18 protein-coding genes are annotated in these 26,375 nt (G+C 40.3%); 4 read left to right on the top strand and 14 right to left on the bottom strand.

Annotated elements, in window-relative coordinates; all coding sequences use genetic code 11:
• Positions 1-69 precede the first annotated feature (69 nt).
• Complete coding sequence (gene mqo, locus MP622_RS08010; protein ID WP_243793355.1) at positions 70-1,704, bottom strand: malate dehydrogenase (quinone); 1,635 nt, start codon at positions 1,702-1,704, stop codon at positions 70-72.
• A 12-nt stretch (positions 1,705-1,716) separates the two neighbouring features.
• On the opposite strand from mqo, the gene MP622_RS08005 reads away from it, so the two are divergent.
• Positions 1,717-1,977 (top strand): hypothetical protein, encoded by a 261-nt coding sequence (locus tag MP622_RS08005; RefSeq protein ID WP_026440967.1) that lies wholly within the window; start codon positions 1,717-1,719, stop codon positions 1,975-1,977.
• A gap of 269 nt (positions 1,978-2,246) precedes the next feature.
• On the opposite strand, the gene betA is transcribed toward MP622_RS08005, so the two are convergent.
• From betA to betI, 3 genes are all read right to left on the bottom strand, one after another.
• Positions 2,247-3,914 (bottom strand): choline dehydrogenase, encoded by a 1,668-nt coding sequence (gene betA / locus MP622_RS08000; RefSeq protein ID WP_243793353.1) that lies wholly within the window; start codon positions 3,912-3,914, stop codon positions 2,247-2,249.
• 113 nt (positions 3,915-4,027) lie between these two features.
• Positions 4,028-5,500, bottom strand: a complete 1,473-nt coding sequence (betB, locus tag MP622_RS07995) for a betaine-aldehyde dehydrogenase (RefSeq protein ID WP_243793350.1) — start codon at positions 5,498-5,500, stop codon at positions 4,028-4,030.
• Complete coding sequence (gene betI / locus MP622_RS07990) at positions 5,493-6,119, bottom strand: transcriptional regulator BetI (protein WP_243793348.1); 627 nt, start codon at positions 6,117-6,119, stop codon at positions 5,493-5,495. Before betI ends, betB begins: the two co-directional genes overlap by 8 nt.
• Before the next feature lie 537 nt (positions 6,120-6,656).
• Here betI and MP622_RS07985 point away from each other — a divergent pair.
• The gene (locus MP622_RS07985; RefSeq protein ID WP_243793347.1) at positions 6,657-8,717 is read left to right on the top strand and encodes a choline transporter; all 2,061 of its coding nucleotides are present in this window, start codon (positions 6,657-6,659) and stop codon (positions 8,715-8,717) included.
• Between the two features lie 12 nt (positions 8,718-8,729).
• Positions 8,730-9,344, top strand: coding sequence for a MarC family protein (locus MP622_RS07980; protein WP_243793345.1), 615 nt, complete (start codon positions 8,730-8,732; stop codon positions 9,342-9,344).
• Positions 9,345-9,435: 91 nt separating this feature from the next.
• On the opposite strand, the gene MP622_RS07975 is transcribed toward MP622_RS07980, so the two are convergent.
• From MP622_RS07975 to MP622_RS07960, 4 genes are all read right to left on the bottom strand, one after another.
• Positions 9,436-10,257: an SDR family NAD(P)-dependent oxidoreductase gene (locus MP622_RS07975; protein WP_243793344.1), complete on the bottom strand. Its 822-nt coding sequence runs from the start codon at positions 10,255-10,257 to the stop codon at positions 9,436-9,438.
• 292 nt (positions 10,258-10,549) lie between these two features.
• On the bottom strand, positions 10,550-11,374 hold the full coding sequence (locus MP622_RS07970) for an SDR family NAD(P)-dependent oxidoreductase (RefSeq protein WP_243793342.1): 825 nt from the start codon (positions 11,372-11,374) through the stop codon (positions 10,550-10,552).
• Positions 11,375-11,411: 37 nt separating this feature from the next.
• Positions 11,412-13,046: a long-chain fatty acid--CoA ligase gene (locus MP622_RS07965; RefSeq protein ID WP_243793340.1), complete on the bottom strand. Its 1,635-nt coding sequence runs from the start codon at positions 13,044-13,046 to the stop codon at positions 11,412-11,414.
• 74 nt (positions 13,047-13,120) lie between these two features.
• Complete coding sequence (locus tag MP622_RS07960) at positions 13,121-13,615, bottom strand: 2,4'-dihydroxyacetophenone dioxygenase family protein (protein ID WP_243793338.1); 495 nt, start codon at positions 13,613-13,615, stop codon at positions 13,121-13,123.
• A 350-nt stretch (positions 13,616-13,965) separates the two neighbouring features.
• Here MP622_RS07960 and MP622_RS07955 point away from each other — a divergent pair, with 350 nt between their 5' ends.
• Complete coding sequence (locus tag MP622_RS07955; RefSeq protein WP_243793337.1) at positions 13,966-16,659, top strand: LuxR C-terminal-related transcriptional regulator; 2,694 nt, start codon at positions 13,966-13,968, stop codon at positions 16,657-16,659.
• Positions 16,660-16,896: 237 nt separating this feature from the next.
• Here the strand turns inward: MP622_RS07955 and MP622_RS07950 are convergent, their stop codons facing one another.
• The 6 genes from MP622_RS07950 to dnaE form a co-directional block, all read right to left on the bottom strand.
• Positions 16,897-17,625 carry an SDR family oxidoreductase gene (locus tag MP622_RS07950; RefSeq protein ID WP_044739505.1) on the bottom strand — a complete coding sequence of 243 codons (729 nt, stop codon included), beginning with the start codon at positions 17,623-17,625 and terminating at the stop codon, positions 16,897-16,899.
• Positions 17,626-17,810: 185 nt separating this feature from the next.
• A complete protein-coding gene (locus tag MP622_RS07945) occupies positions 17,811-19,814 on the bottom strand; it encodes an alpha/beta fold hydrolase (protein WP_243793335.1) in 2,004 nt (667 codons plus the stop codon).
• A 121-nt stretch (positions 19,815-19,935) separates the two neighbouring features.
• Positions 19,936-20,853 carry a hypothetical protein gene (locus MP622_RS07940; protein WP_016167569.1) on the bottom strand — a complete coding sequence of 306 codons (918 nt, stop codon included), beginning with the start codon at positions 20,851-20,853 and terminating at the stop codon, positions 19,936-19,938.
• A 117-nt stretch (positions 20,854-20,970) separates the two neighbouring features.
• Positions 20,971-21,780: a serine O-acetyltransferase gene (gene cysE, locus MP622_RS07935; RefSeq protein ID WP_016167570.1), complete on the bottom strand. Its 810-nt coding sequence runs from the start codon at positions 21,778-21,780 to the stop codon at positions 20,971-20,973.
• Positions 21,773-22,627 carry an RNA methyltransferase gene (locus MP622_RS07930; protein ID WP_016167571.1) on the bottom strand — a complete coding sequence of 285 codons (855 nt, stop codon included), beginning with the start codon at positions 22,625-22,627 and terminating at the stop codon, positions 21,773-21,775. The genes cysE and MP622_RS07930 overlap by 8 nt, the downstream gene beginning before the upstream one ends.
• A gap of 41 nt (positions 22,628-22,668) precedes the next feature.
• Positions 22,669-26,238: a DNA polymerase III subunit alpha gene (dnaE, locus tag MP622_RS07925; protein WP_104440787.1), complete on the bottom strand. Its 3,570-nt coding sequence runs from the start codon at positions 26,236-26,238 to the stop codon at positions 22,669-22,671.
• Between the last annotated feature and the right edge of the window lie 137 nt (positions 26,239-26,375).

Here is a 26,375-nt window from a genome sequence, read left to right as displayed (position 1 = left end):
TAAAAACAGTAACGACGGGAAAGGTCAAAAGGATGAACCGAAGTCCATCCTTTTGTATTTTAGAAAGGCTTATTGTGCTTTCGCTACAGCAGCGGTTTCGTCATTTGCAGCTTTTGCCATAGGTGTGTATTTCAAACCTAGGGTCGTGCTAGTGTAATGGCGAACTTGGTCAAGCAATACAGGGTTTGTGCTTAACTCCTGTTGGTACGATTTTACAATTTCATGTAATTTCGGGTTCCATTGGCCTTGTACTTGTTGCGGGAATGCTTTTTCAAGCAAGCTCAACATAATATAAGGTGAAGTTGAAGCACCTGGTGAAGCACCTAACAAGGCGGTTACAGCACCATCTTTAGAGGCGAAAATTTCTGTACCAAACTGAAGTTGGGCTGGTTTACCATCTTCTTTCTTAATGATTTGAACACGTTGACCACCTTGATTCAAATGCCAGTCTTCTGGTTTTGCATCAGGATAGTATTTTTTCAACTCATTAAAACGATCTTCATCAGACATCATGACTTGGCTCACTAAATATTTCACCAAATCAAGGTTTTCCATGCCTACAGCAGTCATTGGCAGCACATTGTTCTTTGTGGTCGATTTTAATAAATCTAGCTGAGAACCTTGCTTTAAGAATTTATTTGAATAGGTCGCAAATGGTCCGAAGAGCACATATTTTTTACCATCAATATAACGGGTATCAATATGTGGAACAGACATTGGCGGAGCACCCAATTCGGCACGACCATAGACTTTCGCGGTATGGCCAGCAGTGACCTTAGGATTGTCTGTCATTAAGAACACACCACCTACAGGGAAGCCAGCATATTGTTTTGCTTCAGGAAGACCTGTCATTTGCAAGAGTTTAACTGCTGCACCACCTGCACCAATAAACACAAAACGAGTTTTGACATGGTTGGTTGCACCTGTTTTCAAATTTTTGAATGATACAGTCCAAGTTTTGTCATCATTTTGGCTAATGCCAGTTACTTCTGTTGAGGTTTGCAGTTGGAAGTTAGACTGCTTCTTAAGGTGATCGACCAATTGTGTGGTGATTGAACCATAGTTCACATCAGAACCCACATCCATACGTGTTGCAGCTACTTTTTGTGTTGCATCACGGCCATTCATCACCAAAGGTGCCCATTGTTTAATTTCGGCAGCATTTTCAGAGAACTTCATGCCGTAGAACATTGGGTTTTTAACCATAGCTGCATAACGTTTTTCTAGGAAATTCACGTTGTCACCCCATACAAATGCAATATGAGGAACAGGGTTAATAAAGCTATTTGGTTTGCCTAAAACACCTTGTTTGACTTGGTATGACCAGAATTGTTTTGCAACTTCAAACTGTTCAGCAACTTTTACAGCTTTAGTAATGTCCATTTTGCCATCTTTTTCAGAGGTATAGTTCATTTCCATAAAGCCAGAGTGACCTGTGCCAGCATTGTTAAAGCCATTTGAGCTTTCTTGGGCAACTTGATCCAGTCGTTCGTACATACGAATTTGCCAGTTTGGCTCAAGCTCAGTCAAATAAGTACCTAGGGTAGCGCTCATAATTCCGCCACCAACCAAGACCGCATCAACGACAGGTTCATTATTTGAGGTTTGAATTTTTTTAGACACAGTTGGTCGGAATAAAAAAATCAATACTGCAAGCAAAAGCAGTACGACAAATACCGCGAGGTATTTTAAAAAAGTTTTCATGCGATTTTGACCTTGGGAGCAGGTTTTTGCATCGCTTTAGAGCGAATAGAGGGTAATAGCAAAAATAAAAAAGAGGTTGACGGAAATGGTGGCAAACTAAAAGTTCAGAAGAGAGGGAGTGAAATACATGAATCCTTAAGACTAAGAAAAAATGTACCTTTTAGTTTAACCACACATTTCCAATCGGTTGCCATTTTAGACGAAATAAGTATTGACTCAGTAATTTTTATTATAAATGTAGATATAATATCTATAAATTTGAGTGATGGTTAATTTATTTTTTATGAATTTCAGTGATTTAAGGTGAATTTATTTCTTCTATAAATCAATAAACTAGAGATTTTTTCCAATATAACCCTGTTTTTTACTGTCATTACAGCATAGTACTTCTGCAAAGATAATGCGGAAGTACTAAGCCATTAAAAGAATGAAAATATATTCAAAATATATCTAGTTATGATACCTAATAAATATAAAGGAGTCATAAGACCACCAGAGTGGCTCTTAATAATGTGGTCTTACGATATATCCAATCAACTAGACTATGTCGTTTCAAGCGCTTGATAATAGGGTGCAGTGGATCGTGCTAAAGGCTGCTGACCACGGATTTGATCGGCAATTTTTTCGGCCATCATAATGGTGGTTGCATTTAAGTTGCCCGTGATAATCAGTGGCATAATCGACGCATCAATCACACGTAAATTTTGCATACCATGCACGCGGCCTTGTCCATCGACTACAGCCATTTCATCTTCACCCATTTTACAGCTACAAGAAGGATGGTATGCCGTTTCTGCATGATTACGCACAAACTCATCCAACTCAGCATCGGTTTGTACATCTTTTCCTGGGCTAATTTCTTCACCACGGTAAGGGTCTAATGCAGGCTGCTGCATGATGTGACGAGTAATTCGAATGGCATCCCGAAACTCTTGCCAGTCTTGTTCTGTCGACATGTAATTAAACAAGATACTTGGATGGTCGAAAGGATTCTTAGATGTTACTTGTACACGGCCTCGTGAAGGCGAACGCATTGAGCCTACATGTGCTTGGAAACCATGTTCTTTGACTGCATTGCTGCCATTATAGTTAATCGCCACAGGTAAGAAGTGGTATTGAATATTCGGCCAAGCAAAGTCTTTAGATGATCGAATAAAGCCGCCAGCTTCAAACTGATTGCTTGCCCCGATTCCTGTCCCATTAAATAGCCACTCCGCGCCAATGGCAGGTTGGTTGTACCATTTTAAAGCGGGATAAAGAGAAACAGGTTGCTTGCACTTGTACTGTAAATACATTTCTAAATGATCTTGCAGGTTTTCACCCACGCCTGGTAAGTCATGCACGACTGGAATATCCAGTGATTGAAGCAAAGAGCTTGCACCGACTCCTGAACGTTGCAAAATCTGCGGTGATGCAATTGCTCCTGCACAAAGCAGGACTTCTTTATTGGCATAGACTTGGTGCAGATTGTTTAAATTTGCCCCCTGAATATATTCAACCCCAATGGCTTGCTTACCATTAAACAAAATTCGATTGGTCATAGCATGAGTGATGATGCTTAGATTCGCTCGACCTTTTGCCATGTCTAAATAATTACGTGCGGTGCTTGAGCGACGACCTTTCGGCGTTACGGTTCGATCCATTGGGCCGAAACCTTCTTGTTGATAACCATTTAGGTCATCCGTTCTTGGATATCCTGCTTGTACACCCGCTTCAATCATGGCTTGGAATAAAACATTGTTATCTGCTTTAGGTGTAGCAACAGAAACAGGCCCAGTATCACCATGATAGTCATTGCCACCGATGTCACGTGTTTCCGCTTTTTTGTAGTAAGGCAGACAGTCGGCGTAGCTCCAATTTTCAAGGCCTTTCAAGCTAGCCCATTGTTCTAAGTCCATGGCATTACCACGGATATAGCACATGCCATTAATTAGGGATGAACCACCTAAGCCTTTGCCACGACCACATTCCATGCGGCGGTTATTCATATGAGGTTCTGGGTCGGTTAAATACGCCCAGTTATAACGACGCCCTTGTAAGGGATAGGCCAATGCAGCAGGCATCTGGGTGCGGAAGTCGAGGCGATAATCAGGGCCACCTGCTTCGAGTAAGAGCACAGAAACATCAGGGTCTTCGGTTAAACGAGCAGCCAGTACGTTACCCGCAGAACCTGCGCCAATAATAATATAATCGTAGTATTGAGAATGCATAATGATCCTTTTCTATGGCAGTACCACGTCCTAGCAGAACGTGGTCACCTGTTGAGTTGAGGATGAAATAAAGAGAGATTTGAGACGGTATTGAGTTGTTTAAAATTTAAGCATTAAAAAATACTTTGATAGTCACCCAGTTCAACTTGAACGGATTTGATACGGGTGTAATGTTCAAGGGTGGTAATGCCATTTTCACGCCCAACACCTGACTGTTTATAACCCCCGACAGGCATTTCAGCAGGGGATTCACCCCAAGTATTGATCCAGCAAATACCAGCTTCAAGTTGATGAATAATACGATGCGCTTGGGAAATATCTTGTGTAACTACACCCGCAGCTAAGCCAAAATTGGTGTTGTTGGCACGTTGAATCGCTTCCTCGATAGTGTCGTAGCTCAAAATACTCATGACAGGGCCAAAGATTTCATCCTGTACAATTTGCATGTCGTCGTGACAGTCGGTGAAAACGGTCGGTAATACATATGCACCTTGTGCGAACGCTGTTTCGGTGGCACGTTGTCCACCAATCAATAAGGTCGCACCTTGTTTTTTGCCCGACTCAATATAAGACAAGACTTTTTCCATATGCGGAAAGCTGACTAAAGGTCCAAAGTTGGTTTCAGCCTGCATAGGGTCACCTATACGGATACGTTTGACACGCTCAATCACAGCTTGTTCAAATGCAGATTTCAAATTTTCAGGGACAAAAACACGTGTCCCATTGGTACATACTTGGCCTGAACTAAAGAAGTTTGCCATCACTGCAATATCGGCGGCGCGGTCAAGGTCGGCATCAGCACAAATAATAAGAGGGGATTTACCGCCAAGTTCCATGGTGACTTCTTTGAGGCTAGAAGCAGCAGCACTCGCCATCACTTTTTTACCTGTCGCTACACCACCTGTGAATGAAATTTTTTGAATGTCGGGGTGTTCAGTCAACCATTGACCGACTTCAGTACCAAAACCTTGTACAACGTTGAACACCCCAGCAGGTACACCTGCTTCAGTATAAATCTCTGCTAGTTTTAAGGCTGTAAGGGGGGTGACTTCGCTGGGTTTAAAAATCATGGCATTTCCCGCAGCGAGGGCTGGAGCCGATTTCCACAGTGCAATTTGAATAGGATAATTCCAAGCGCCAATCCCAGCCACAACACCTAAAGGTTCACGACGTGTATAGAAAAAACTACTTTCGCGTAGAGGGACTTGTTCGCCTTGAATGGCGGTCGCCAATCCTGCGTAGTATTCTAAAACGTCTGCACCAGTGACAATGTCCACAGCAGATGTTTCACTGAATGCTTTACCTGTATCGAGTGTTTCGAGACGCGCTAACTCATCATTACGTGCGCGTAAAATATCGACTGCTCGACGTAAAATACGGGCACGCTCGACTGCCGTCTTGGCAGCCCATTCACGTTGCCCTTGTACAGCACTTTGCAAGGCTGTATCGACGTCGGCTTTAGAGGCTTGTTGAATGGTAGCAATGACCTGTCCTGTGGCAGGATTAATACTGTCAAAAGTTTGACCACTGGTGGCATTGAAATATTGTCCGTGAATATAAAGCTTGTGAAGCTGTACATCATTCATTTTGTTGTTCCTGCCGTATCTGTTGAATTAAGCGAAGTTGCATTTCGACATAGTCGTATGCAATAGAACGTGCCAAATCACGATCAAATGCTTGATGACCACTTAAACTTCCACGTAACCACAATCCATCAATCAGTGCTGCTAGCCCTTTAGCGGCTTGGCTGGCCTGTGACTTTGGCATGAGTTGCAAAAAATGAAACTTCAAATTCGAATAAAGACGTTGGTCATTGATTCGTTGCAGACGACCTAAGTCGGGTAGGTGCATACTGGCAGACCAAAAATCCAACCAAACCCGCATGGCGGTGTTGTTGACCTGACTGATGTCAAAGTTGGCATCAATAATGGCTTTGAGCAAATATTCTGGACTCGGCTGTGCAACCTGTGCTTTATAACTCGCCGTGGTTTCAGCCAAGACTTTGAGCATTTGTCGCATACAGCTATGAATGAGACCTTGTTTATCGCCAAAATAATGACTCACAATGCCCGTAGAAAGCTGTGCTTTTTTCGCAATTTGAGCAATAGTGGTGTTGGATAAACCCACATCATAAATGACTGCATAGGCAGCATTAATGATTTCTTCACGGCGCTCATGCTCAGGTTTTACTCTACGTTTATTCATGATAATCCAGAACAATTTGCCTTAAATTTAAAGGCGTTAGATTCAATAATTTACATGGAAATCATCATAGCATTTTTTTATGATACTTTTAATTGATTGAACGTTCAATCAATTAAAAGTACACTATTGTTTAAATTCACAGCAAAAGTTGCTCATCTGACCGTTGTATATTTGGATAAATTTATATTTATCAGCTAGATATTTAACTTGAGTCACTGTGTTTTTTGTTTTGTTTAAAATTTAAACGGATTACGGTTTTATACTTTTTCCGAGTTGAGAAAGCTCATATAGTCATGTTGAAGGGAGATATATAAGATTCCAATCGGAATATCGATGAATAAGGGTGGGCTCACATTTTAAGACTGTGTAGCAAATGCACCTCATAAATGATTTAGACCGTTATTCAGGTTTAAAGAAGATAGCGTTTTTATTGTTGATAAAAATACTGTCGTTTTCGTTAGTCGATTTTTAAGCTCTCGACCACGAGAAGTTTAAAAATTGGCTTTTGTCTTTTTTATTTACTTTCTTGAGGATTGTATGGCAACAGATAATCCAAGAGCAGTTGATGATCAAACATTAGCGCCTAAAGACCGTTTAAATGGTGTGGTCTTTTATATTTCAGCTCTCATTATTTTAATTTTTTCTATTACCACCATTTTATTTAATGACTTTGCCAATCAAACCTTAAATATGGTTTTGGCGTGGGTGAGTTCAACCTTTAGCTGGTATTACTTACTCGCAGCGACCTTGTATATGGTGTTTGTGATTTTTATCGCCTGTTCACGTTATGGCGATATTAAACTCGGCCCCAAACATTCCAAGCCTGAATTTAGCCTTTTAAGTTGGTCTGCAATGTTGTTCTCAGCTGGCATCGGCATCGACTTGATGTTCTTCTCAGTGGCGGAACCTTTATCCCACTATGTGCATCCACCTGTAGGTGAAGGGCAGACCTTAGAAGCGGCCCGTCAAGGTATGGTCTGGACGCTGTTTCATTACGGCTTAACTGGCTGGTGTATGTATGCCTTAATTGGTATGGCATTGGGCTATTTTAGTTATCGTTATAATTTACCCCTCACTATTCGTTCAGCACTCTATCCAATCTTTGGTAAGAAGATTCATGGCCCAATTGGTCACAGTGTCGATACCGCTGCGGTGATCGGGACGATTTTTGGTATTGCGACGACCTGTGGGATTGGGGTGGTACAGTTGAACTATGGTTTGCATGTGCTGTTCGATTTACCCGAAAATCTCTGGATGCAAGCTGCCTTAATTGGGGTTGCAGTTGTGATGACGATTATTTCTGTTACATCAGGAGTTAATAAAGGTCTACGTGTGCTCTCCGAGATCAATATTTATGTTTCTGTCGGTTTGATGCTGTTTATTTTGTTTTTAGGCAATACTGAATTTCTACTGAATGCTTTTGTACAAAATATTGGGGACTATATTAATCGCTTTCCAAGTATGACCTTGGAAAGCTTTGCCTTTCAACAACCGAAAGAATGGATGAACAGTTGGACTTTGTTCTTTTGGGCATGGTGGGTGGCGTGGTCGCCCTTTGTAGGTTTGTTTTTAGCACGTATTTCGCGTGGACGAACCATTCGTGAGTTTGTCAGTGGAACCCTGATTATTCCTTTATTTTTCACCCTCACGTGGTTATCAATATTTGGAAATAGTGCGCTACATAGTGTGATTTTTGATGGCAATTTAGCCCTTGCCCAGAGCGTGATTGCCAACCCAGCACACGGTTTTTATGACTTACTGGCACAGTATCCGTGGTTTCCGTTTATTGCAGGGGTAGCCACCATTACGGGCTTGCTATTTTATGTGACCTCAGCTGACTCAGGTGCACTGGTATTGGGTAATTTCACCACTCAATTTACCAATGTCGATCATGATGCACCACGCTGGTTAAGCGTATTTTGGGCTGTAGCGATTGGTTTATTGACCCTTGCCATGCTGATGGCTAACGGGATTACTGCACTACAAAATGCCACCATCATTATGGGGTTGCCGTTTAGTTTTGTCATGTTCTTGGTCATGGCGGGTTTATACAAATCGTTAAGACTTGAAGATTATCGACAAGCCAGTAGCAGTTTAAATGCAGCACCCGTGGTAGGGAATGTTGACATCCTCAACTGGAAAAAACGGTTGTCTCGAGTCATGCATCATCCAGGAACAACCGATACTCGACGTATGCTCGATGACATTTGTCGACCCGCAGTGATGGCGGTTGCAGAGGAAATGCAAAAACGGGGTATCAACATCAGTGTTCAAGAGAGTGCGCTAGAAGAAGACCTAAATCTGTATCATTTAGATTTGATGATTCATTTGGAAGAAGAACAAAACTTTGTCTATCAAATTTGGCCTGTGCGTTATATCGCACCGACCTTTAGTGAACGTGGCAAACTGGGTAAACGGTTCTATTACCGTCTTGAAACCTATTTGTATGAGGGTTCTCAAGGAAATGACCTTGTTGGTTATACCAAAGAGCAAGTGATTAATGATGTGCTAGATCGTTATGAACGCCATATGACTTTCTTACATATCAATCGAATTAGTCCAGGGAATCGTCCCTTATTTCCAGACCCTCAAGGATAATTAGGAGGAGCCATGTTGACCTCATATTTACATGCTTTCGCTTTGTTTTTCTCATTGCTCAATCCGTTCTTGATGAGCATTTATATGATTGGCATGATTCGCAATTCTGAAGCTAAAGTGTTTAATAAGGCTTTGATTCAGGGTTGTCTCATTGCTTTTGTGGTATTTGTCCTGTTTGCATGGGGAGGAGAAACGATTTTCAGCAAATATTTGAATGTGCGTTTTGAAGCATTTCAAATTTTTGGTGGACTGATTTTCTTGGTGATTGGCTATCGCTATGTGTTTCAAGGGGCAGATACTATTGGCGAAATGCGTGGTGCACCTGAACATCTAGCAGGAACGATTGCCATGCCTTTTATGATTGGGCCGGGGACCATTAGTGCGGCGGTGGTGACCGGTATATCCCTACCAATTGGCGGTGCAGCCATGATTATTTTTCTGACTTTGACGTTGACCTGCGTGTTGATGATTTTAATGAAATTTGCGCATGATCATTTGCGCTATAAGCATGCCAAATATATTGATCGTTATGTGGACATTGTCGGGCGACTGTCTGCTTTACTGATCGGCACAATTGCGGTAGATATGATTATTAATGGTATTTTGGGTGTTATATCGGAAATGTAATCATTTCAAATAAAAAAACCGAATGTCATGCATTCGGTTTTTTAAGCCAGAGAAATGTTGGTCATTTAGAGAAATAATTTCCGTGTTTTGATTATGAAGCTAATCGTTGGATAATTTTGTCTAATTTTTTATCGATTTGCTTACGATAGGTATCTGGTAATAAGCGTGAAATTTTGGCCAAAATACGTGCCTGAGCACCAGGAATAACCACAAAGTCATTTGAGAAAATGCCCTGATATATTTCCTTACATGCTTTTTCGACGGGCATACTACCGCCTAATTGTTTTAAAGCTGCAGTTACAGGAGAACCATTTTTTCTTTCTTCAGTGACAAGCGGAGTGTCTACTTCTGGTGGGCAAACCACAGCCACATCAATTTTTTGACTGCGTAATTCCATACGGAGTACTTCAGCTAAGCCAACCACACCAAATTTAGATGCACAGTAACCTGTATAACCGTAGCAACCGACTAGACCTGCAGCAGAGGCAATAAACACCAGCTTAGGGCGTTTACCTTGCTGAACTGCCTGTTTTAAATGCGGTAACGCAGCATGAGCTACATTGCGACTACCAACGAGGTTAATCTGAATTTGGCGTTCAAACTCTTGCGAAGTCATATCATCGAAATTCTTCGCAATGCTGATTCCTGCGGAGTTAATTAGAAGATCTGGTGTACCAAATTGAGCAACCGCCTCAGCAAACTTTTCGTCCATGGTATTTTCATTTTGTACATCAACTTCAAATCCAGTAATTGTTGAAGAAATTTTGATTAGTTCTTTAACTGCTTGCTGAATACCTGTATGAGCAAAAATACAGACTTGGTATTGGTCTTTGAGTAAACGCTTGGTCAGTTCAAGACCAATCCCGCTACTGCCACCAGTAACCCATGCTGTTTTAGACATATTCTTTTTCATATTATTTTCCTTATGAGTGTTGTATTGAACTAGGTTGTTCAAATACATTTTTTTGAAACTTAAATATTTACAATAGTTTAGGCAATAAATATCCAAAAGCCGACAAACAGGTAATATCGCGTTGTTTTATGAGTGAATCTGATGAGTTTATTGTTTTACTGCAATACATAAAAGTTGTTTTGTCTAAATGCTGTTTAAAACTTCACCGTGCTAAAATTTAACATCTTTAATCGATTTTTATTCTAATGTAGTTGGTTGATTCAGCTACGCCGTAGCTGAATCAACAGGCGAATTAAGATGCAAATTTCTTTATAATCTGGTCTAATTTCTTATCGATTTGACCACGATAAGTATCAGGTAAGATACGAGAGAGTTTGGTCAAAATACGTAATTGAGTACCAACAATAATCATAAATTCATTTGCGAAAATGCCTTCATAAATTTCTTTGCAGGCTTTATCTACTGGCATAGTGCCGCCACCAAGTTGTTTTAATGCAGCCGTAACAGGTGAGCCAGTTTTACGCTCTTCTGTTACAAGTGGTGTGTCTACTTCTGGTGGACAAACCACAGCCACATCAATTTTTTGGCTGCGTAATTCCATACGGAGGACTTCAGCCAAGCCAATCACACCAAATTTAGAAGCACAATAGCCTGTATAACCATAGCAGCCAACCAAACCTGCAGCGGATGCAATGAATACAATCTTAGGGCGTTTGCCTTGTTGAACTGCTTGTTTTAAGTGAGGCAAAGCAGCATGTGCCACATTACGACTGCCCACAAGGTTAATATTGATTTGACTTTCAAATTCTTGCGAAGTCATTTCATCAAAATTCTTCGCAATACTAATACCTGCTGAATTAATCAGAAGATCTGGTGTGCCAAATGTAGCTACAGCTTCCGCAAATTTTGCGTCCATTGTGCTTTCATTTTGTACATCAACTTCAAAGCCACATACCGATGGTGAGATTTTTTTTAAATTCGCAACGGCTTGCTCAATACCTGCATGAGCAAAAATGCACACCTGAAATTTATCTTTGAGTAGACGCTGAGTGAGTTCAAGACCAATGCCACTACTTCCACCTGTAACCCATGCTGTTTTCATTGTTGTATTTTTCATCTCAATATCCTTGTGAGAACTCTTTAAGGACGAAGTGTTAAATCACTTCGTCTTTCAGTAGTACATCACCAAATTGTGTACGCAACTCGGCTTTTACAATTTTTCCTGTGCCATTGACTGGTAAAGCATCAACAAAAATCACAACATCTGGAATTTGCCAACGTGCAATCTTGTTTTCAAAATAAGCACGTGCTTCTTCTTCAGTCAGGGTTGAGTTTTCTTGTTTCACGGCAATTAGGATTGGTCGTTCATCCCATTTTGGATGACGTGCGGCAATAGCAGCTGCCATTCGAATTTCTGGATGACCAACCGCAATATTTTCAATTTCAACTGAAGAAATCCATTCACCGCCAGATTTAATTAAATCTTTAGCGCGGTCACAAATGGTCATGTAGCCATCAGCATCAATTGTTGCGATATCACCTGTATCGAACCAGCCATCAGCAGTCAGTGCACTTTTCTCTTGGTTAAAGTACTTTTCAACAATCCATGGACCACGAATTTGTAAATTACCTTGCGTATGACCGTCATTTGGTAATGCGGTAAGGTCATCACCATTTACAATACGTAATTCAACACCAAATGGCGGGCGCCCTTGAGTTAAACGAAGTTTCTCAAACTCTTCATCACTTAAAGCTGTATGTTTGGCTTTAGGTTGGTTTGCAGTACCCAATGGGCTGGTTTCAGACATACCCCATGCATGAATGGTGTCACAAGCATAATTATTCTTAAAGTCACGAATAATTGAAGGAGGGCATGCTGCACCACCAACCACGTTGCGAGTCATACTTTCTAACTTGGTGCCGCGTTTTTTCGCTGCCGCAAGTAGACCTTGCCAAATGGTTGGTACACCTAATGCAACAGTGACTTGATAATCATCAATTAAGCTAACAAGGCTGTCGCCATCTAAATTTGGTCCAGGTAATACAATTGTAGAACCAACCATTGCAGCAGCATAAGGAATACCCCATGCATTCACATGGAACATTGGGACTACAGGCATTACTATATCTTTCGCAGATAAGTTTAGTGAGTCTGGAAGGCAAATTGCCATCGTATGTAATAAGGTAGAACGGTGGCTATACAATACGCCTTTTGGATTGCCTGTAGTACCTGAGGTATAGCAAAGAGAGCTTGGTGTTTCTTCGCTAAACTGTGGCCAGTCAAATTCAGTAGATTGATATTGAATCAATTCATCATAGAAAAGCACATCTGGTAAAGCTTCAACGATTTTTTCGTCATGTGAACCAAGGCAGATAAAACGTTCTACAGTTGGTACTTTACCTTGAATTGCTTGAATTAAAGGTAGGAAAGTAGCGTCAAAGAAAATAGCTTTATCTTGTGCATCATTAATGATGAAGATTAACTGTTCAGGAAACAGACGTGGGTTAATGGTATGACATACATAACCACTCCCTGAAATTGCATACCAAGATTCTAAATGACGATGATTATTCCATGCGATAGTCGCAAGACGATCACCAGCTTCTAAACCAAATGTGGTAAAAGCATTGGCTAAACGTTTTGCGTTTTGCTGAGTTTGTAACCAGTTAGTCATGGTAATCTGACCATTCACTTCACGTGAAATAATAGGAGTGTCAGAGTGATACTTTGCTGCATGCTCTAGTAAATTACTAATCAACAAAGATTGATGCATCATTTTGCCAAACATTTCATTCATCCTTGGTAGCTGTTTTTATTTAATGTAAAAAAGACTTTTAGCATTTGCTAAAAGTCTTTATGAACTTATTTATCGTTAAATGCAACTTCTGAGCCTGGTTTAATATAACGTGGCATTTTCTGACCAGTTTGTTGAGCTACTGCATGAAGGGTGCGCTCAATCCAACCTGCATCCATGATGAACATAAGTGAGTCATCATCATTCAAGTTTACATTTGCACCTTCAATAACCATGAAGCCTTCAGCACCTTCTGGAGAAGCTAAAGTATGGATAGAACCTGCTGGTTCAAACAAATAGCTACCAGCAGTTTGAACATCTTCAGGATATTCGACATAATGCCAAGAACCAGTTGTTGTATAGAAATGTACAACACCCGTGTGAAAATGGCGTGGTAATACGGTACCCGGCTCGAAACATGCACGAATCACCCATGTACCATTATCAGGATCTAAAAAGCATGGTGTAACGTGTACACCTGGCAATGCGTTTTTAATTTCACCATCGTTAATGTTAATTGTTAATAAACGGTCTTGATGTTTAATTGATTGTGCAATGCTCATGACAAACTCCATGTATGTCTATTTAAGATGAAATATCAGAATGCCAAACAGTAGGTATCCGTTATTGCCTTAGACTTGAGCATAACAACGTTTCATGTTTAGCAAACCATTCAAAAGGATGGATTTGTAGTTGTTTAATTATTGTTCGAAGGGTTTGAATTTAAAAATGTATTTAAAATCTGGATTTTGATTCAATTTCACATTGCATCATCAGCAACCTTATTTTAATTTGATGATGCTTAAAATGCTGTGAAAGCAGAGGATTTTTTAGAATTTGTAAATGGGATATCGAATTTCAAGGAGTGGAATTTTGCTAATGGAATTAAATACTAAAGATTGGATGAAGTGATATGCAAGTATTAAAAACTAAGCTCAGCCGTCCAAGTGTGATGAGTGATAAGGCAATGCAACGTCCTGAGTTGTTGAGCCAAATGCTGGAATATTGCCAATCTTCTCTAGTGTTTATTCATGCAGCAGCGGGTTATGGTAAAACCACATTGATGTTTCAGATGAGTGAGGTTCTTCTTAACCAAGGTAAAACCGTAAAATGGTTAACATTAGATGGTGATGATAATGATCCCATTCGTTTTTATCACTACCTTTGGTTATCATTGTTGGGCTTAGAACAACTCAATGACCTTCCTGAGGGGCAAGTTCATAAGCAAAATATTATTGATTTGGCGCAAAAAATTGAAGATATAGATAGTGAAACTATTCTTTTTATTGATGAATTAGAGGCAATTGAAAATCCAGAGTGTTTAAATCTTCTGTGGTGGTTTTATCAGTATTTACCATTAAATTGTCATTTGGTGATTGCTTCTAGAACAAAGCCTAATTGGAGCTTTGCCAAAGAATATTTATTGGGTCGTTTAAAGTTGGTGACAGCAGGTCAACTAAGTATAAAAACTGAAGATAGTACAGCATTAATTCATTTTTTAAAGCAACAGAACTTTGATCATGTGACATTAACACCAGAATTAGCTGAGTTACTGATTCATAAAACAGAGGGATGGTTAACTGGAATACAGCTTACCAATTTATATTTAAAGAAATATCATGACGCTGGGGCTGTAATTCAAAGTTTAAGTGGCGCCCATAATCAGATTGTTGATTATCTAAGTGAGCAAGTATTTTTACAACTTTCTGAAGAAATGCAAACTTTTCTTATGAATATCAGTATCCTAAGAAAGGTTTGTTTGTCAAATATACAGGAAGTTGCACAAAACTCCACATCGTCAAAGTTGTTGGAATTAATGATACAAAAAGGCTTATTCCTTCAAGCCTTAGATGAGCAACATACGTGGTATCGTATTCATCATTTATTCCGAGAGTTTTTGGAAAACCGTTTTAAGGTATTAGATATAGAAGACTTTCGAGCGGCTCATTTACGTGCTGCGGGTTGGTATCAGAAAAACAATTATCTCATGGAGTCGATTTATCACGCCCAGCATGCTGAAAATCAAGAACTGGTATTAGAACTGTTAAGTCATGTCAGCCGTGATTTAATGTTAGGTGGTAGTTATTACAGCTTAATTGAATTGGTGAAGTCAATTCCAGATTCTCTATTAATTCAAAAAGCGGCACTACTATACGATATGATTTGGTCATTGATCATTACCCATCAGCATTTATTAAGCGCTCACTATTTACAACTTTGGCTCAAGCTTGATCCCAAAGATCGAATTAAAGGTGATGATCAACTGGCACTTGATCCTATGCTTGCTTTAGTCGGTGATGATATGAAATTGGCTTACGAGTTAGCCCAAGCCAATGTCTCTAAATTATCGGATAATTCCTACTTTGTTCGTGCACCTTTAATTGGTATTGGTGCGCTTTATCATATTTGTTTAGGTAAAATTATTGAAGCACGTAAAATTATTATTCAGACACGGGCGATATACATCCAAGGTCAAAATGTATTTGGGTTAATTATTACAGATTGTATTGAAGCACTCAGTGACTATTTGGAGGGAAATGTAGAGAAAGCACTGGTTAAATTTGACTATATTGGTCGCAGTGAAGACTACATAAAACTTGGTGCAAATGAGTTTTTAATGACGATTGTGAAAATGATCATCAGTAGTGTAAAAGCAAGTCTGTATTATGATTTGAACGAGATTACGCTAGCAGAAGAGGCACTTAAGCATTTTAATAATGGCGAACAACTGATTATTCCTGATTTGGCAATTATTGGGTATGAATTGTTGCTACGCTTGGCACATCTTTCAGAGGATGCACAGGCGGAACAGACGTGTTTGACGCAATCTCAAATCTGTAGCAATAATTGGTCAATGCCACGTTTAAGTCGCACAGTTCAGAATGTTTATCAGCAATATCAGTGGTTTGATAGAAAGCATAAGTTGAATGATATAAATGCAGACGAATTAGAAGAAATTTGCCAGCGTCATATTGAGAAAACTCTAAATATGTCAAATGTGATTACTGGCGATGATTTGATGCTCTATAGACAATTGATTTTTTTAGCTCGTGAACCACAAGCCAAAGTATTTCTTGAGCAAGAATTTGATCGAATAGTGACTTATCCATTCCGTCATGCTCGAATTCTTTTACTATTGGCTTTAGCTGATTATCGTTTGAATTACAACGACACTGCATTTATGTGGTTCGAACAAGCTTTAGTTATTTTGGAACAGTCCAAAGCAGTCCGTATTGTATTAGATGAACATCCATTGATATTCCAAGTATTGGCTGATTATATGCGACATTATGGCCAGACCAAGCAGAAAAAGGAACCTAAACTTTTAGCTTTCACTGAAATGCTGGCTGGTTTGTGCAATGTCCCTTCTTTTGAAGCAACAGCAGATAATGATATAAGTACTGTAAAATCCGAATTGCTCTCTAAACGTGAATTACAGATTTTGCAGAAGGTTAGCGAAGGTTGTACAGATATTGAGCTCGCAGATAAAGTATTCTTATCGGTCAATACAGTGAAATGGCATTTACGTAATATTTATAACAAGTTGGGTGTACGTTCGAGGCTTGAAGCAGTTACAGAAGCCAAAAAGAAAGGATTAATCCTCTAAAATAATGGTAAGTAATGTAGCGCATACAGATTAAAAAAGTTGCCCATGTCTAAACGCTAAGATATGGGCAAGATAGGGAACTGGTTTATTTTTTAATTTTTTTGCTTAAAATAATAAATGTTATTCAGGTATTTTCTTAAATTTTGAACATAAAGAGTATGTGGAAGTCATCTTCATGTTCAAAATTCTGTTTGTTTCCCTGAGAGGAATACAGCCAGAAGTTCTTTATACCTATACTTAGAAAATCGAGTATGCACCGTCAACTTTAACAATTGTACCATTCACAAAACTTGCTGCATCAGAAGCTAAGAAAAGTACCACACTCGCAATTTCTGATGGCTTGCCTAAGCGTTGCATTGGTGAACGGGCCATAATGCCCTCAAAAACCTCTGGCATATCTTTTAATGGCTGAATCAGAGGTGTATCAATCCAACCTGGTGCGACTGCATTCACGCGAATTTTTGCAGCAGACATACTAAGCGCATGTGAGAACGTTAATTGATCAATTGCACCTTTAGAGCAGGAGTACGCTGGTGCAAGGCCTGAACCAAATTGTGCGTAAAGCGAAGAAACATTAATAATTGACGGATTATCAGATTTTGCTAGCGCTTTTGCTGCAACTTCACTGATATAAAATACAGAAGTTAAGTTCACTTCGAGTACTTTCTTATAGGTATCTAATTCATGTTCTGAAATAGAACCCATACCTGCACCATTGAATAGAGTGTCTATACGGTCAACTTTTGCAAAGAAAGCATCAACAGCAGCTTTATCAGTTACATCCATTTCGACAGCTTCAATGTCTAAACCTGCTGGATAAACGGCTTTTTGTGCTTGTAAACCAAGTGCCCAAACTTTTGCACCTTTTTCAGCAAAAGCAATTGCGACCGCTTGACCAATACCAGAAGTTCCGCCAGTTACGACAGCAACTTTGTTTTCAAACATTTTTGTGTTGAACGCTTCCATGTTTCAATCTCTGTGTTGTGTAGTCAGTTCTAAGCTGTTGGAGTTAACCTTAACGGTTGCATAATTAAATGGGAAGAATAGGTATAAAAAAACCATTCTAAAGAATGGGATGGATTGATACATGGTAGTAGAAGCAATAAAGTTAGCCCATGTTTTACTTTAAAACACGGGCCCTTGACCTGTATTTAAGGTTTATAAAGTCCAAGTTGGACGAGATGTAAACGGAGGATACGTCTTAATTCGAGTACAGCTTCAGGTGTTTCTTGAATTGAATGACCCCCTTGAATTATTTTTTCAGAGACAGCGCCCTCTAGGTGAGCACTTTTATAAGGTACGATACCATCGGTAATCAGGTTTGGATCATCGCTTTTAGTGTCATTTCCCATAATCGAATGAAATAACAATCCTTTACGCGGCATAATATCCGATGTGGTCGCCATAAACTTAGATTTATGGCTTAAGTCACTTGGGCCATTTTGTATGAGTCCTTGGTCAATTTGTTTGGCTAAATCTGAGAAATCTAAATCTTGGCTTTGTAAGGTGTCACCAACCGCAGTTAAAAATGCGCCTGGAAGTTTAATAATTTTACGCGCAGCGCGAGTAAACCAAAGGTCGGCATAAGCGGTACCGTGGTGTGGGGCCGAAATAAAGATGGCACGGCTAAAATTAGGAATATCTTTTATTTGCATGCGTTGTGCAACAATTGGGACTTTTTTATATTTACTTAATTGTCGGTTGCTCATCATCGACAGTGCTTTTTTGGTGACATCCGCATCACTGACCAAAAGACGGGAAATAATTCCCCCCATACTGTGCCCAATCAGTACAGCATCATTTTTGGCAGCGGCATTAGCATTGACTTGCGCAAAACTCTGTTTAAGGAGTGCATAAATTTGCAAGCGACTTTCTATAATCGGCATATTGGTCGAATAGAACACTTGCCAAACTTGATAATTTTCTCTTAAGACTTTATCTCCCATAATGTCGTTGGTTAGACGAACCCAAGCCTCTGGACTACTAGCTAAGCCATGCACCAAAACAATCACTTTTTTATTTGGATTGTAAGGTTCTAACATATATAAATGGGGCATGGTTAAACGGTTTTCGCGGTCAATCAGGGTGAGATAAGCGGCCTTACCTAAGTTATTCTGAGCTAACCATAAACCGTATGGCGTCGAAAAGTTCGCTGCTAAAGGGTACGTACGTCCTGCAAGCGGAATAGATTCATATTGATATGGATCATAAGCTCGAATTACAAATTCAGGTTTGGTTAAAATATCATTGACTGAGGTGGCTGCTTTAGGTTCAGCCGTAAATGTTGCTGCCAAGTAGCGCGCTTTATGAATATTGGGATTGATTCCACTTTCATAAGAAAAATTTAATGGATCAATAACATATTGATTAGATTCTTTTTGCTGATTCGAGTCTGGAAGTACCACTACAAACTCTGAACCAAAGCCATCACGACGGTTAATCGAGCGTAAACCTGAAAAATTCAGATTATAACTCGACATGAGTTGTTCAATTTTCTGATCTTTCAACAATGGATAATTGCTAAAATCAATTTGATAGACACTTTGCCCGATTTTAATTTGGCGCTGAACTTCTTTTTCAGGGTGACGAAGACTATAAGCATTAGATAGTTTTGCAATCGCTAAGTTATAGAAATCACGTATTTGTACTTGTCGGTTATCAAAAATCCGATCTTCGGGGCCACGTTGGGTTTTGAACATGTAGGCATAGCTGTAGCGAATACTTTTATCTAGCATGTCTAATTCTTGTTCTAGACATTGATTATAAATTTCTTGCTGAATTTTTTGCTTTTCTTCAGATTTACGGCTGGTTAGTAATCCAATTTTACAGTCTGAAGAACCTTCTAATGCGAGCGCCCGTGCTAGGTATAGTTCACTGGCCGCAGAATATAATTGCTCGTCTTGAATTTGTGGAATTTGCTGTAATTCCTGAACGCATTGAGTGGGATTGGTTGTGCAAATTTTAGCTTCTCGCCCTGTCATGGATAAAACATTCAGGCTTGCTTCACTTAGCTTATCACGTGTCAGAATACTTTCACGTTCATTGGCAATGGTGACTTTGACAGCCTGATTTTTGACAGTAACAACTTGGCAACCCGAAAGTAGTGTGATTCCCAGTATGCAGAGTAGGGCAATACGGCTAAAGTTCTTTGGCATAGGCAGGTCTTAAATTTCATTTTGTTTATTTTTTTTAATCATACGATAATTGTCAGCTTTTTCAATGTGCAGAAAAAGAAATAGACCGTATGGGACGGTCTATTTGATGTAGCGAATTAAATTAAGATGCTTTAGGGGTAGTATTTAATACTTGCCAAACATTCCAACGCCCTTGCGTTTCAATTTCGTTAATTAAGCGATCTGCAACGGCTGCTTCTTGCGGATATTTGAGTTTGTAGTTTTTCAGAATTTGAATGGCACTTTTCTTTTGTTCCATGGCAATGTAGTTATTGGCAGCAGACAAATAAGCTTCCTGAACACCAGCTTTCATGGCTTTGTCTAAGTAAGGGATGGCTTCACGTTGACCACCACCTTCAGATAAACCAAAACCAAACCAGAAGTTTGCTTCTGGGTCATCTTGATTGATCTTCAAGATGCGCTGTGCATAAGTTAAAGATTTAGTTGTATACACAGAACCTAAATCAAGATTACGTGCCATCACGCTGGCTTTAAATGCACGCACTAAAATGTCAAAAGAGGCATCATCACGCGAAGCAAGCGTATCTAACTCTTGGGTCACTTGTTTTAATTTTGCTTCGAAGCCTTTACGTTCTTTGCGCTCAGAAAAACGTGGTGGGTAGTGACGTGCTTTGCCTTCAACTAACTGTAAAAAGTCATCAATATCTGTGATATCAATTTCGTTTTCACCTGCTAAAACGGCATATTTCATCGTACGTTGGTTGTTATTCACCGTAGGAATGATCAAGCGATTTGTTTCTAAGGTAATTTTTTCATTTGGTTTAGCTGAATTCGTCACTACCATTTTCGTTACTGGCTGAGCAGCGGCTTGCTTCAATGCCAATTCAAATGGAGGCGGTGCTGCATAGTCAAATGGATTTAGGGCGTAGAATGGGGGAGTGATATCTGGTTCCGTGAAAATAATCGGTTCTTTAGAGTTTTTATCTTTGCTTGGGGTTATGCTACACGCCGTCAGAAATGATGCAGCAACTAATGCGAGTGCCAGAGGCTTTAAGGTCATAGTATTCATCCATTCTTTCTTTTAAATGTAATAAAAAAATTGCATGTCCGTCAGTCTAAGAAAACTAAGGCGAACATGCAATATAGGGCGTGTTACAGTTGGTTTTTAATTATGTTGTTATGGCTTTGATTGGCTACTTTGTGCTTCACATTCGCGACGCACATCTTCAATAATTTTTAACTCTTCTTCACTGTAGGGTTGTTCATTCAATTGCTGCTTTTTAAACGTTGGATCAAGCAGAGATAAACGTTGGCAAAGTGTGTTCATACGTTTTTCATTATTTTGAATACGATCTAATAAAATACGCATACCTTCAAGCATAGGGTCTGATTGGTCTTGTGTTGCAGCATAGGCTTGGAATCCAATACTTTCGGCATAATCACGGCGACGTGCTTCATCTTGATCTTTTGGAATGTCTTTACTGATGTAGCGTGCAGGGTTGCCTACCGCAGTCGTACCAGCAGGTACAGCTTTGGTGACCACCGCGTTTGACCCAACTTTTGCACCTTTGCCTACGGTAAATGGTCCTAAAATTTTTGCACCCGCGCCAATAATTACCCCATCTTCAAGGGTAGGATGGCGTTTGCCTTTATTCCAAGTAGTACCGCCTAGCGTCACCCCATGATAGAGGGTAACATCATCACCAATCTCGGCAGTTTCGCCAATAACTACACCCATGCCATGATCGATAAAAAAACGGCGGCCAATTTTTGCACCTGGGTGAATTTCAATACCTGTCGCAAAACGGCTAAATGAAGACAGAAGTCGAGCTGAGCCTTTACAGTCTTTTTTCCACAGTTCATGTGCCATACGGTGCATGATTAAGGCATGAATGCCTGGGTAAGTGGTTAAAACTTCTAAAGTGTTTCGTGCGGCTGGATCGCGCGCGAAGACAGCTTGTATATCCTCTTTGAGCTGTTTAAGCATCAGACGGATCCTCTTTGTCTTTGGTTTTTGGTATAGATGGTTTCCAAGTGCCTTTATTCAAGGCTTGTACACGGCTGAAAATGCCACGTAATAAATGGTATTCCATTTTATCTAATTGTATACGCCCAAATAAGCGACGCAAGCGTAAAGGGAGTAATCTTGGGTTGTTTGGATCTAAAAATTCAATATCTTCAAGCATTTTCTCTAAATGCGGGTAAAATTGTTGCATCTGGTCATGCGTGACTAATGGCTCGTCCCAATGCATTTGAGCTGTATCGGTAACGGGCATAGTTGCTTCAAGATCTTCAGTTTTTTCTACATGAGCCAGTGCTGCTATACGCATTTCGTAACAAATGACTTGAATGGCTTGTGCAACATTCAACACACCATAATCCGTATTGACTGGAATCGTGACATGATAGTTGGCTAAAGCCAGTTCTTCATTGGTTAAGCCACGGTCTTCACGACCAAACACTACCGCAATATTTTGCTGTTGAGAGACTACAGCTTTGAGAGACATTTCTGCTGCAGGACGTGCATCAAGCAAAGGCCAAGGAATTGTTCGGCTACGTGCACTTGTACCAAATACAATATGACAGTCCTGAATAGCTTGTTCTAAAGTTTCTACAATTTTAATATGCGGAATAAGGTCTACAGCACCTGCTGCCAATGCTTCAATGTCTGGATGCGGATAGGTTTTTGGGGCAACCAAGACCAACTGGCTAAGTCCCATCGTTTTCATGGCCCGCAATGCACTTCCAATATTGGCAGGTAGAGTGGTATTCACCATGACAATACGGACATGGGAAAGATGTGCTGCAACCGCAGTATTGTCGAATTGATTCATTACATTTCCAATTTTGTTAAATCACTGAATGTGTTTAATCGTTATGAATATTGATTAACATCAGCTTGATATAAATCCATTGCCTCATCCATGCTTAAATCGGCAGGTGGAGGAGGGACTTGCGCAGGTCTGGCTTGTTCGTAATTGACGGCTTTGGCAGCTTTCGACTTGACCTGATATTCAATATAGATGGCTTCTTTACCAAAATAATCGCGCAATTTACTTAAAAGTTCATCTAATGGCGCAACTTTCCATTGCATACCAAAATGTAATTCCGCAGAGGCGTAAGCATAATCAAGTTGCAATAACACAGGAATATGATTGCACAGATCGACATTGCAATAAGGCAATAAGATTTTCTGTAAATCTTGGCTTAAGGTTTTGCTCAGATGATCTGCTTGTAACTTAATTTGAATACTATTAGCACGTTTTTGGCGAATTTCGTTCAGACTAAAGGCTTTGGTTAAGCGTCCCATTGGACGGTCAAAACCTTCGCGCTCATAAATTTCACCTTCAATGACCACCACGCGTTCATTGACAATAATGTCTTTAAAGCGCTGGAAGCGTTCATGATTGGCAGACACTTCAATTCGTGATGTACCATCATCAAGGGTAATCATGACACGGTTCGGGAAGTTGGCAACATCAACTACTAAACCTGCAAAAACGGTGGTTACACCACGACGTGTTGGTGTCAGTTCATTAATTTTGGCAGGAATGAAGGATTTTAACTCAGGACGATACACATCAATCGGGTGTCCTGTTAAATACAAGCCGAGCGTGTCCTTTTCACCTTTAAGGCGGACTTCATCTGACCAAGGCTTCACAGGTTTGGCAGGTTTACGTTGAACTTCTTCAACTTCACCAAATAAATCCATGATGCCCGTTTCACGGTTGCTACGTGCTTGTTCTGCGGCTTGGACAGCCTCTGGCAACTGTGCCATTAAGCTTGAACGTTCTATGCCTAAGCAGTCTAAAGCACCTGCACGAATCAGCGCTTCAAGGGTACGCTTGTTAATTTTCTTTAAATCAATTCGATGGCAGAAATCAAACAGGTCTTTATACGGACCGTCATGCAAGCGAGAGTCAATGACAGACTGCATGGCTTGTTCACCAACACCCTTAATTGCGCCTAAGCCATATACAATGGTTGTCTCATCGGTCGCATGGAAATGGTACAGTGACATATTAACCGAAGGTGGTAAAACTTCTAAACCATTGGTACGGCAGTCATCAATCAGGAATACCACGTTATCGGTATTCTGCATTTCCGAAGAGAGTACCGCAGACAAGAACTCAGCAGGGTAATGTGCTTTTAACCAAGCGGTTTGATAGGCAACCAAAGCATAGGCAGCAGCATGGGATTTGTTAAAACCATAGCCTGCGAACTTTTCCATATAGTCGAAAATATGGTTGGCCGTGGCTTCATCAATATCTTTTTTTGCTGCACCCTCAATAAAGATCTGGCGCTGTTTCACCATTTCTTCGGGTTTCTTTTTACCCATGGCACGACGCAATAAGTCCGCACCACCAAGTGTATAGCCAGCACAATACTGTGCAGCCTGCATCACCTGTTCTTGATAGACCATAATCCCGTAAGTCGGTTCGAGTACGCCCTCAAGTAAAGGATGTAAGTATTCAAACTCTCCGCCATGCATACGGTGAATAAAGTCAGGAATTAGGTCCATTGGACCTGGACGGTATAAAGATACGAAGGCAATAATTTCCTCAAATTTGCTCGGGCGAGCTTCTTTGAGCATTTTTTTCATGCCGACGGATTCAAACTGGAACACCGCAGTCGTATTGGCATCGGCAAAGACCAAGTAAGCATCTTTGTCGTCTAAAGGAATATTGGCAATATCCAGTGGTATCTCAGCAGGATAGTGCTTGTTAATATTTTGCACTGCATCTTCGATAACGGTTAAGTTACGCAAACCCAAGAAGTCGAATTTAACCAGTCCTGCCGCTTCGACATCGTCTTTATCGTATTGTGCAACACGACCTGTACCATCCGCATCACAAAGTACCGCAGAGAAGTCGGTAATTTTAGTTGGTGCAATCACTACACCACCCGCATGCTTACCTGTATTTCGGGTAATACCTTCTAATTTAAGCGCCATTTCCCAAATTTCTGCGGCATCGTCATTGTCTGGGTTGGATGGATTGGTGACAATATCTTTCAGTTGCGGTTCAGCTTCAATCGACTCCTCTAAAGACAAACCTAGAGGTTTGGTTGGAATCATTTTAGAAATACGATCCGCTAAACCATAAGATTTACCCAAGACACGTGCCACATCACGGATGGCACCTTTTGCCGCCATGGTTCCGAAAGTTGCAATCTGAGAAACTGCATCTCGCCCATAGTTACGTGCCACATAGTCAATCACTTTATCTCGACCTGCAATACAGAAGTCGACGTCAAAGTCGGGCATAGATACACGTTCTGGGTTCAAGAAACGTTCGAAAAGCAAATCGTAACGAAGTGGGTCTAGGTCGGTAATTTTTAAGCTATATGCAACCAATGAACCTGCACCAGAACCACGACCAGGACCAACAGGTACACCGTTATTTTTTGACCATTGAATGAAGTCCATGACAATCAGGAAGTAGCCAGGGAATCCCATTGAGTTAATGATGTTAATTTCGTAATTAATACGCTCATCATAAGGTTTACGGATTTCAGCCCAATCATCACCGCGTTGTTCTACTGGGTATAAGTGATTGAGGCGCTCTTCTAGACCTTCTTTGGACAAATGTTCAAAAAAAGTGTCAATGGTGTGACCTTCAGGAATTGGGTAGTCAGGCAGGAAGTATTTGCCTAATTGTAGTGTGACATTACAACGTCGGGCGATATGGAAACTGTTTTCAATGGCGGTCGGCACATCTGAAAACAGTTCAGTCATTTCAGCTGCAGTTTTAAAATATTGCTCAGGGCTATAGGGTTTTGGACGACGGTCATCCCCTAGAACATAACCATCTGCAATACAGACGCGGGCTTCATGCGCCTCAAAGTCTTCACGTGTAATAAAGTGCACATCGTTGTGTGCTACTACACCAATGTTATATTTTTTTGCCAGTTTAACGGCTTCTACAATGTAATCTTCTTCAAAGGGGCGATCAGTTCGAGTAAGCGCCAAATAAACACGGTTGCCAAATTTCTCGATCCACTGTTCAAGGAGTGGTTCGGCTTTTTGCGGATTCGATGAACACAGCATTTTGCCAACATCACTGTGCATACCCAACAATGCAATAATATCTTGATGTTGTTCTAGAACCCAGTCTTTCTGTACGCAGGGGATGTCGAGTTGTTGACCTTCAATATAACCACGGGAAACAATTTCAGTAAGTCCACGCCAACCTTGATTGGTCATGGCCAATAAGGTCACACGATGTTCAGCATCATTGAGTCGAATAACTGAACCTAAAATTGGCTTGATGCCTTTAGATAAGCAAGAGCCATAGAATTTGACTGCTGCATGCAAGTTCGACAAATCTGTTAATGCTAAAGCGGGCATTTCATCATTTACGGCAGCTTTAATTAGATCAGGTATCCGAACGATAGATTCAGTGATAGAAAATTCGGTATGAATACCAAGATGAACAAAGTGCATAAATGAGTTCCTGCAAAAACCACTCAATAGTTTAGCATGCTCTGTGCTTATTCTGAGTTTAATTGAAATGAATTGGTTAAGTTTTAATAGCCTAAAGCTCAGAATCAGCTTGTTTTATTTTGTCGTACTTGAATTGA

Origin of the sequence: Acinetobacter sp. PK01 (assembly GCF_022819285.1) — a bacterium.
In the GTDB taxonomy this organism is placed as follows: domain Bacteria; phylum Pseudomonadota; class Gammaproteobacteria; order Pseudomonadales; family Moraxellaceae; genus Acinetobacter; species Acinetobacter tandoii.
This window is presented reverse-complemented; position numbering and strand designations above follow the sequence as displayed.

Bases quoted from the DNA above. Each gene is read 5' to 3' on its own strand.
- MP622_RS07985 (WP_243793347.1), top strand. From the start codon at position 6,657: ATGGCAACAGATAATCCAAGAGCAGTTGATGATCAAACATTAGCGCCT.
- MP622_RS07940 (WP_016167569.1), bottom strand. From the start codon at position 20,853: ATGACCTTAAAGCCTCTGGCACTCGCATTAGTTGCTGCATCATTTCTG.
- betA (WP_243793353.1), bottom strand. From the start codon at position 3,914: ATGCATTCTCAATACTACGATTATATTATTATTGGCGCAGGTTCTGCG.
- MP622_RS07960 (WP_243793338.1), bottom strand. From the start codon at position 13,615: ATGAGCATTGCACAATCAATTAAACATCAAGACCGTTTATTAACAATT.
- dnaE (WP_104440787.1), bottom strand. From the start codon at position 26,238: ATGCACTTTGTTCATCTTGGTATTCATACCGAATTTTCTATCACTGAA.
- cysE (WP_016167570.1), bottom strand. From the start codon at position 21,780: ATGCTTAAACAGCTCAAAGAGGATATACAAGCTGTCTTCGCGCGCGAT.
- MP622_RS07975 (WP_243793344.1), bottom strand. From the start codon at position 10,257: ATGAAAAAGAATATGTCTAAAACAGCATGGGTTACTGGTGGCAGTAGC.
- mqo (WP_243793355.1), bottom strand. From the start codon at position 1,704: ATGAAAACTTTTTTAAAATACCTCGCGGTATTTGTCGTACTGCTTTTG.
- betB (WP_243793350.1), bottom strand. From the start codon at position 5,500: ATGAATGATGTACAGCTTCACAAGCTTTATATTCACGGACAATATTTC.
- MP622_RS07950 (WP_044739505.1), bottom strand. From the start codon at position 17,625: ATGGAAGCGTTCAACACAAAAATGTTTGAAAACAAAGTTGCTGTCGTA.
- MP622_RS07970 (WP_243793342.1), bottom strand. From the start codon at position 11,374: ATGAAAAATACAACAATGAAAACAGCATGGGTTACAGGTGGAAGTAGT.
- MP622_RS07965 (WP_243793340.1), bottom strand. From the start codon at position 13,046: ATGTTTGGCAAAATGATGCATCAATCTTTGTTGATTAGTAATTTACTA.
- MP622_RS07980 (WP_243793345.1), top strand. From the start codon at position 8,730: ATGTTGACCTCATATTTACATGCTTTCGCTTTGTTTTTCTCATTGCTC.
- MP622_RS07955 (WP_243793337.1), top strand. From the start codon at position 13,966: ATGCAAGTATTAAAAACTAAGCTCAGCCGTCCAAGTGTGATGAGTGAT.
- MP622_RS07930 (WP_016167571.1), bottom strand. From the start codon at position 22,627: ATGAATCAATTCGACAATACTGCGGTTGCAGCACATCTTTCCCATGTC.
- MP622_RS07945 (WP_243793335.1), bottom strand. From the start codon at position 19,814: ATGCCAAAGAACTTTAGCCGTATTGCCCTACTCTGCATACTGGGAATC.
- betI (WP_243793348.1), bottom strand. From the start codon at position 6,119: ATGAATAAACGTAGAGTAAAACCTGAGCATGAGCGCCGTGAAGAAATC.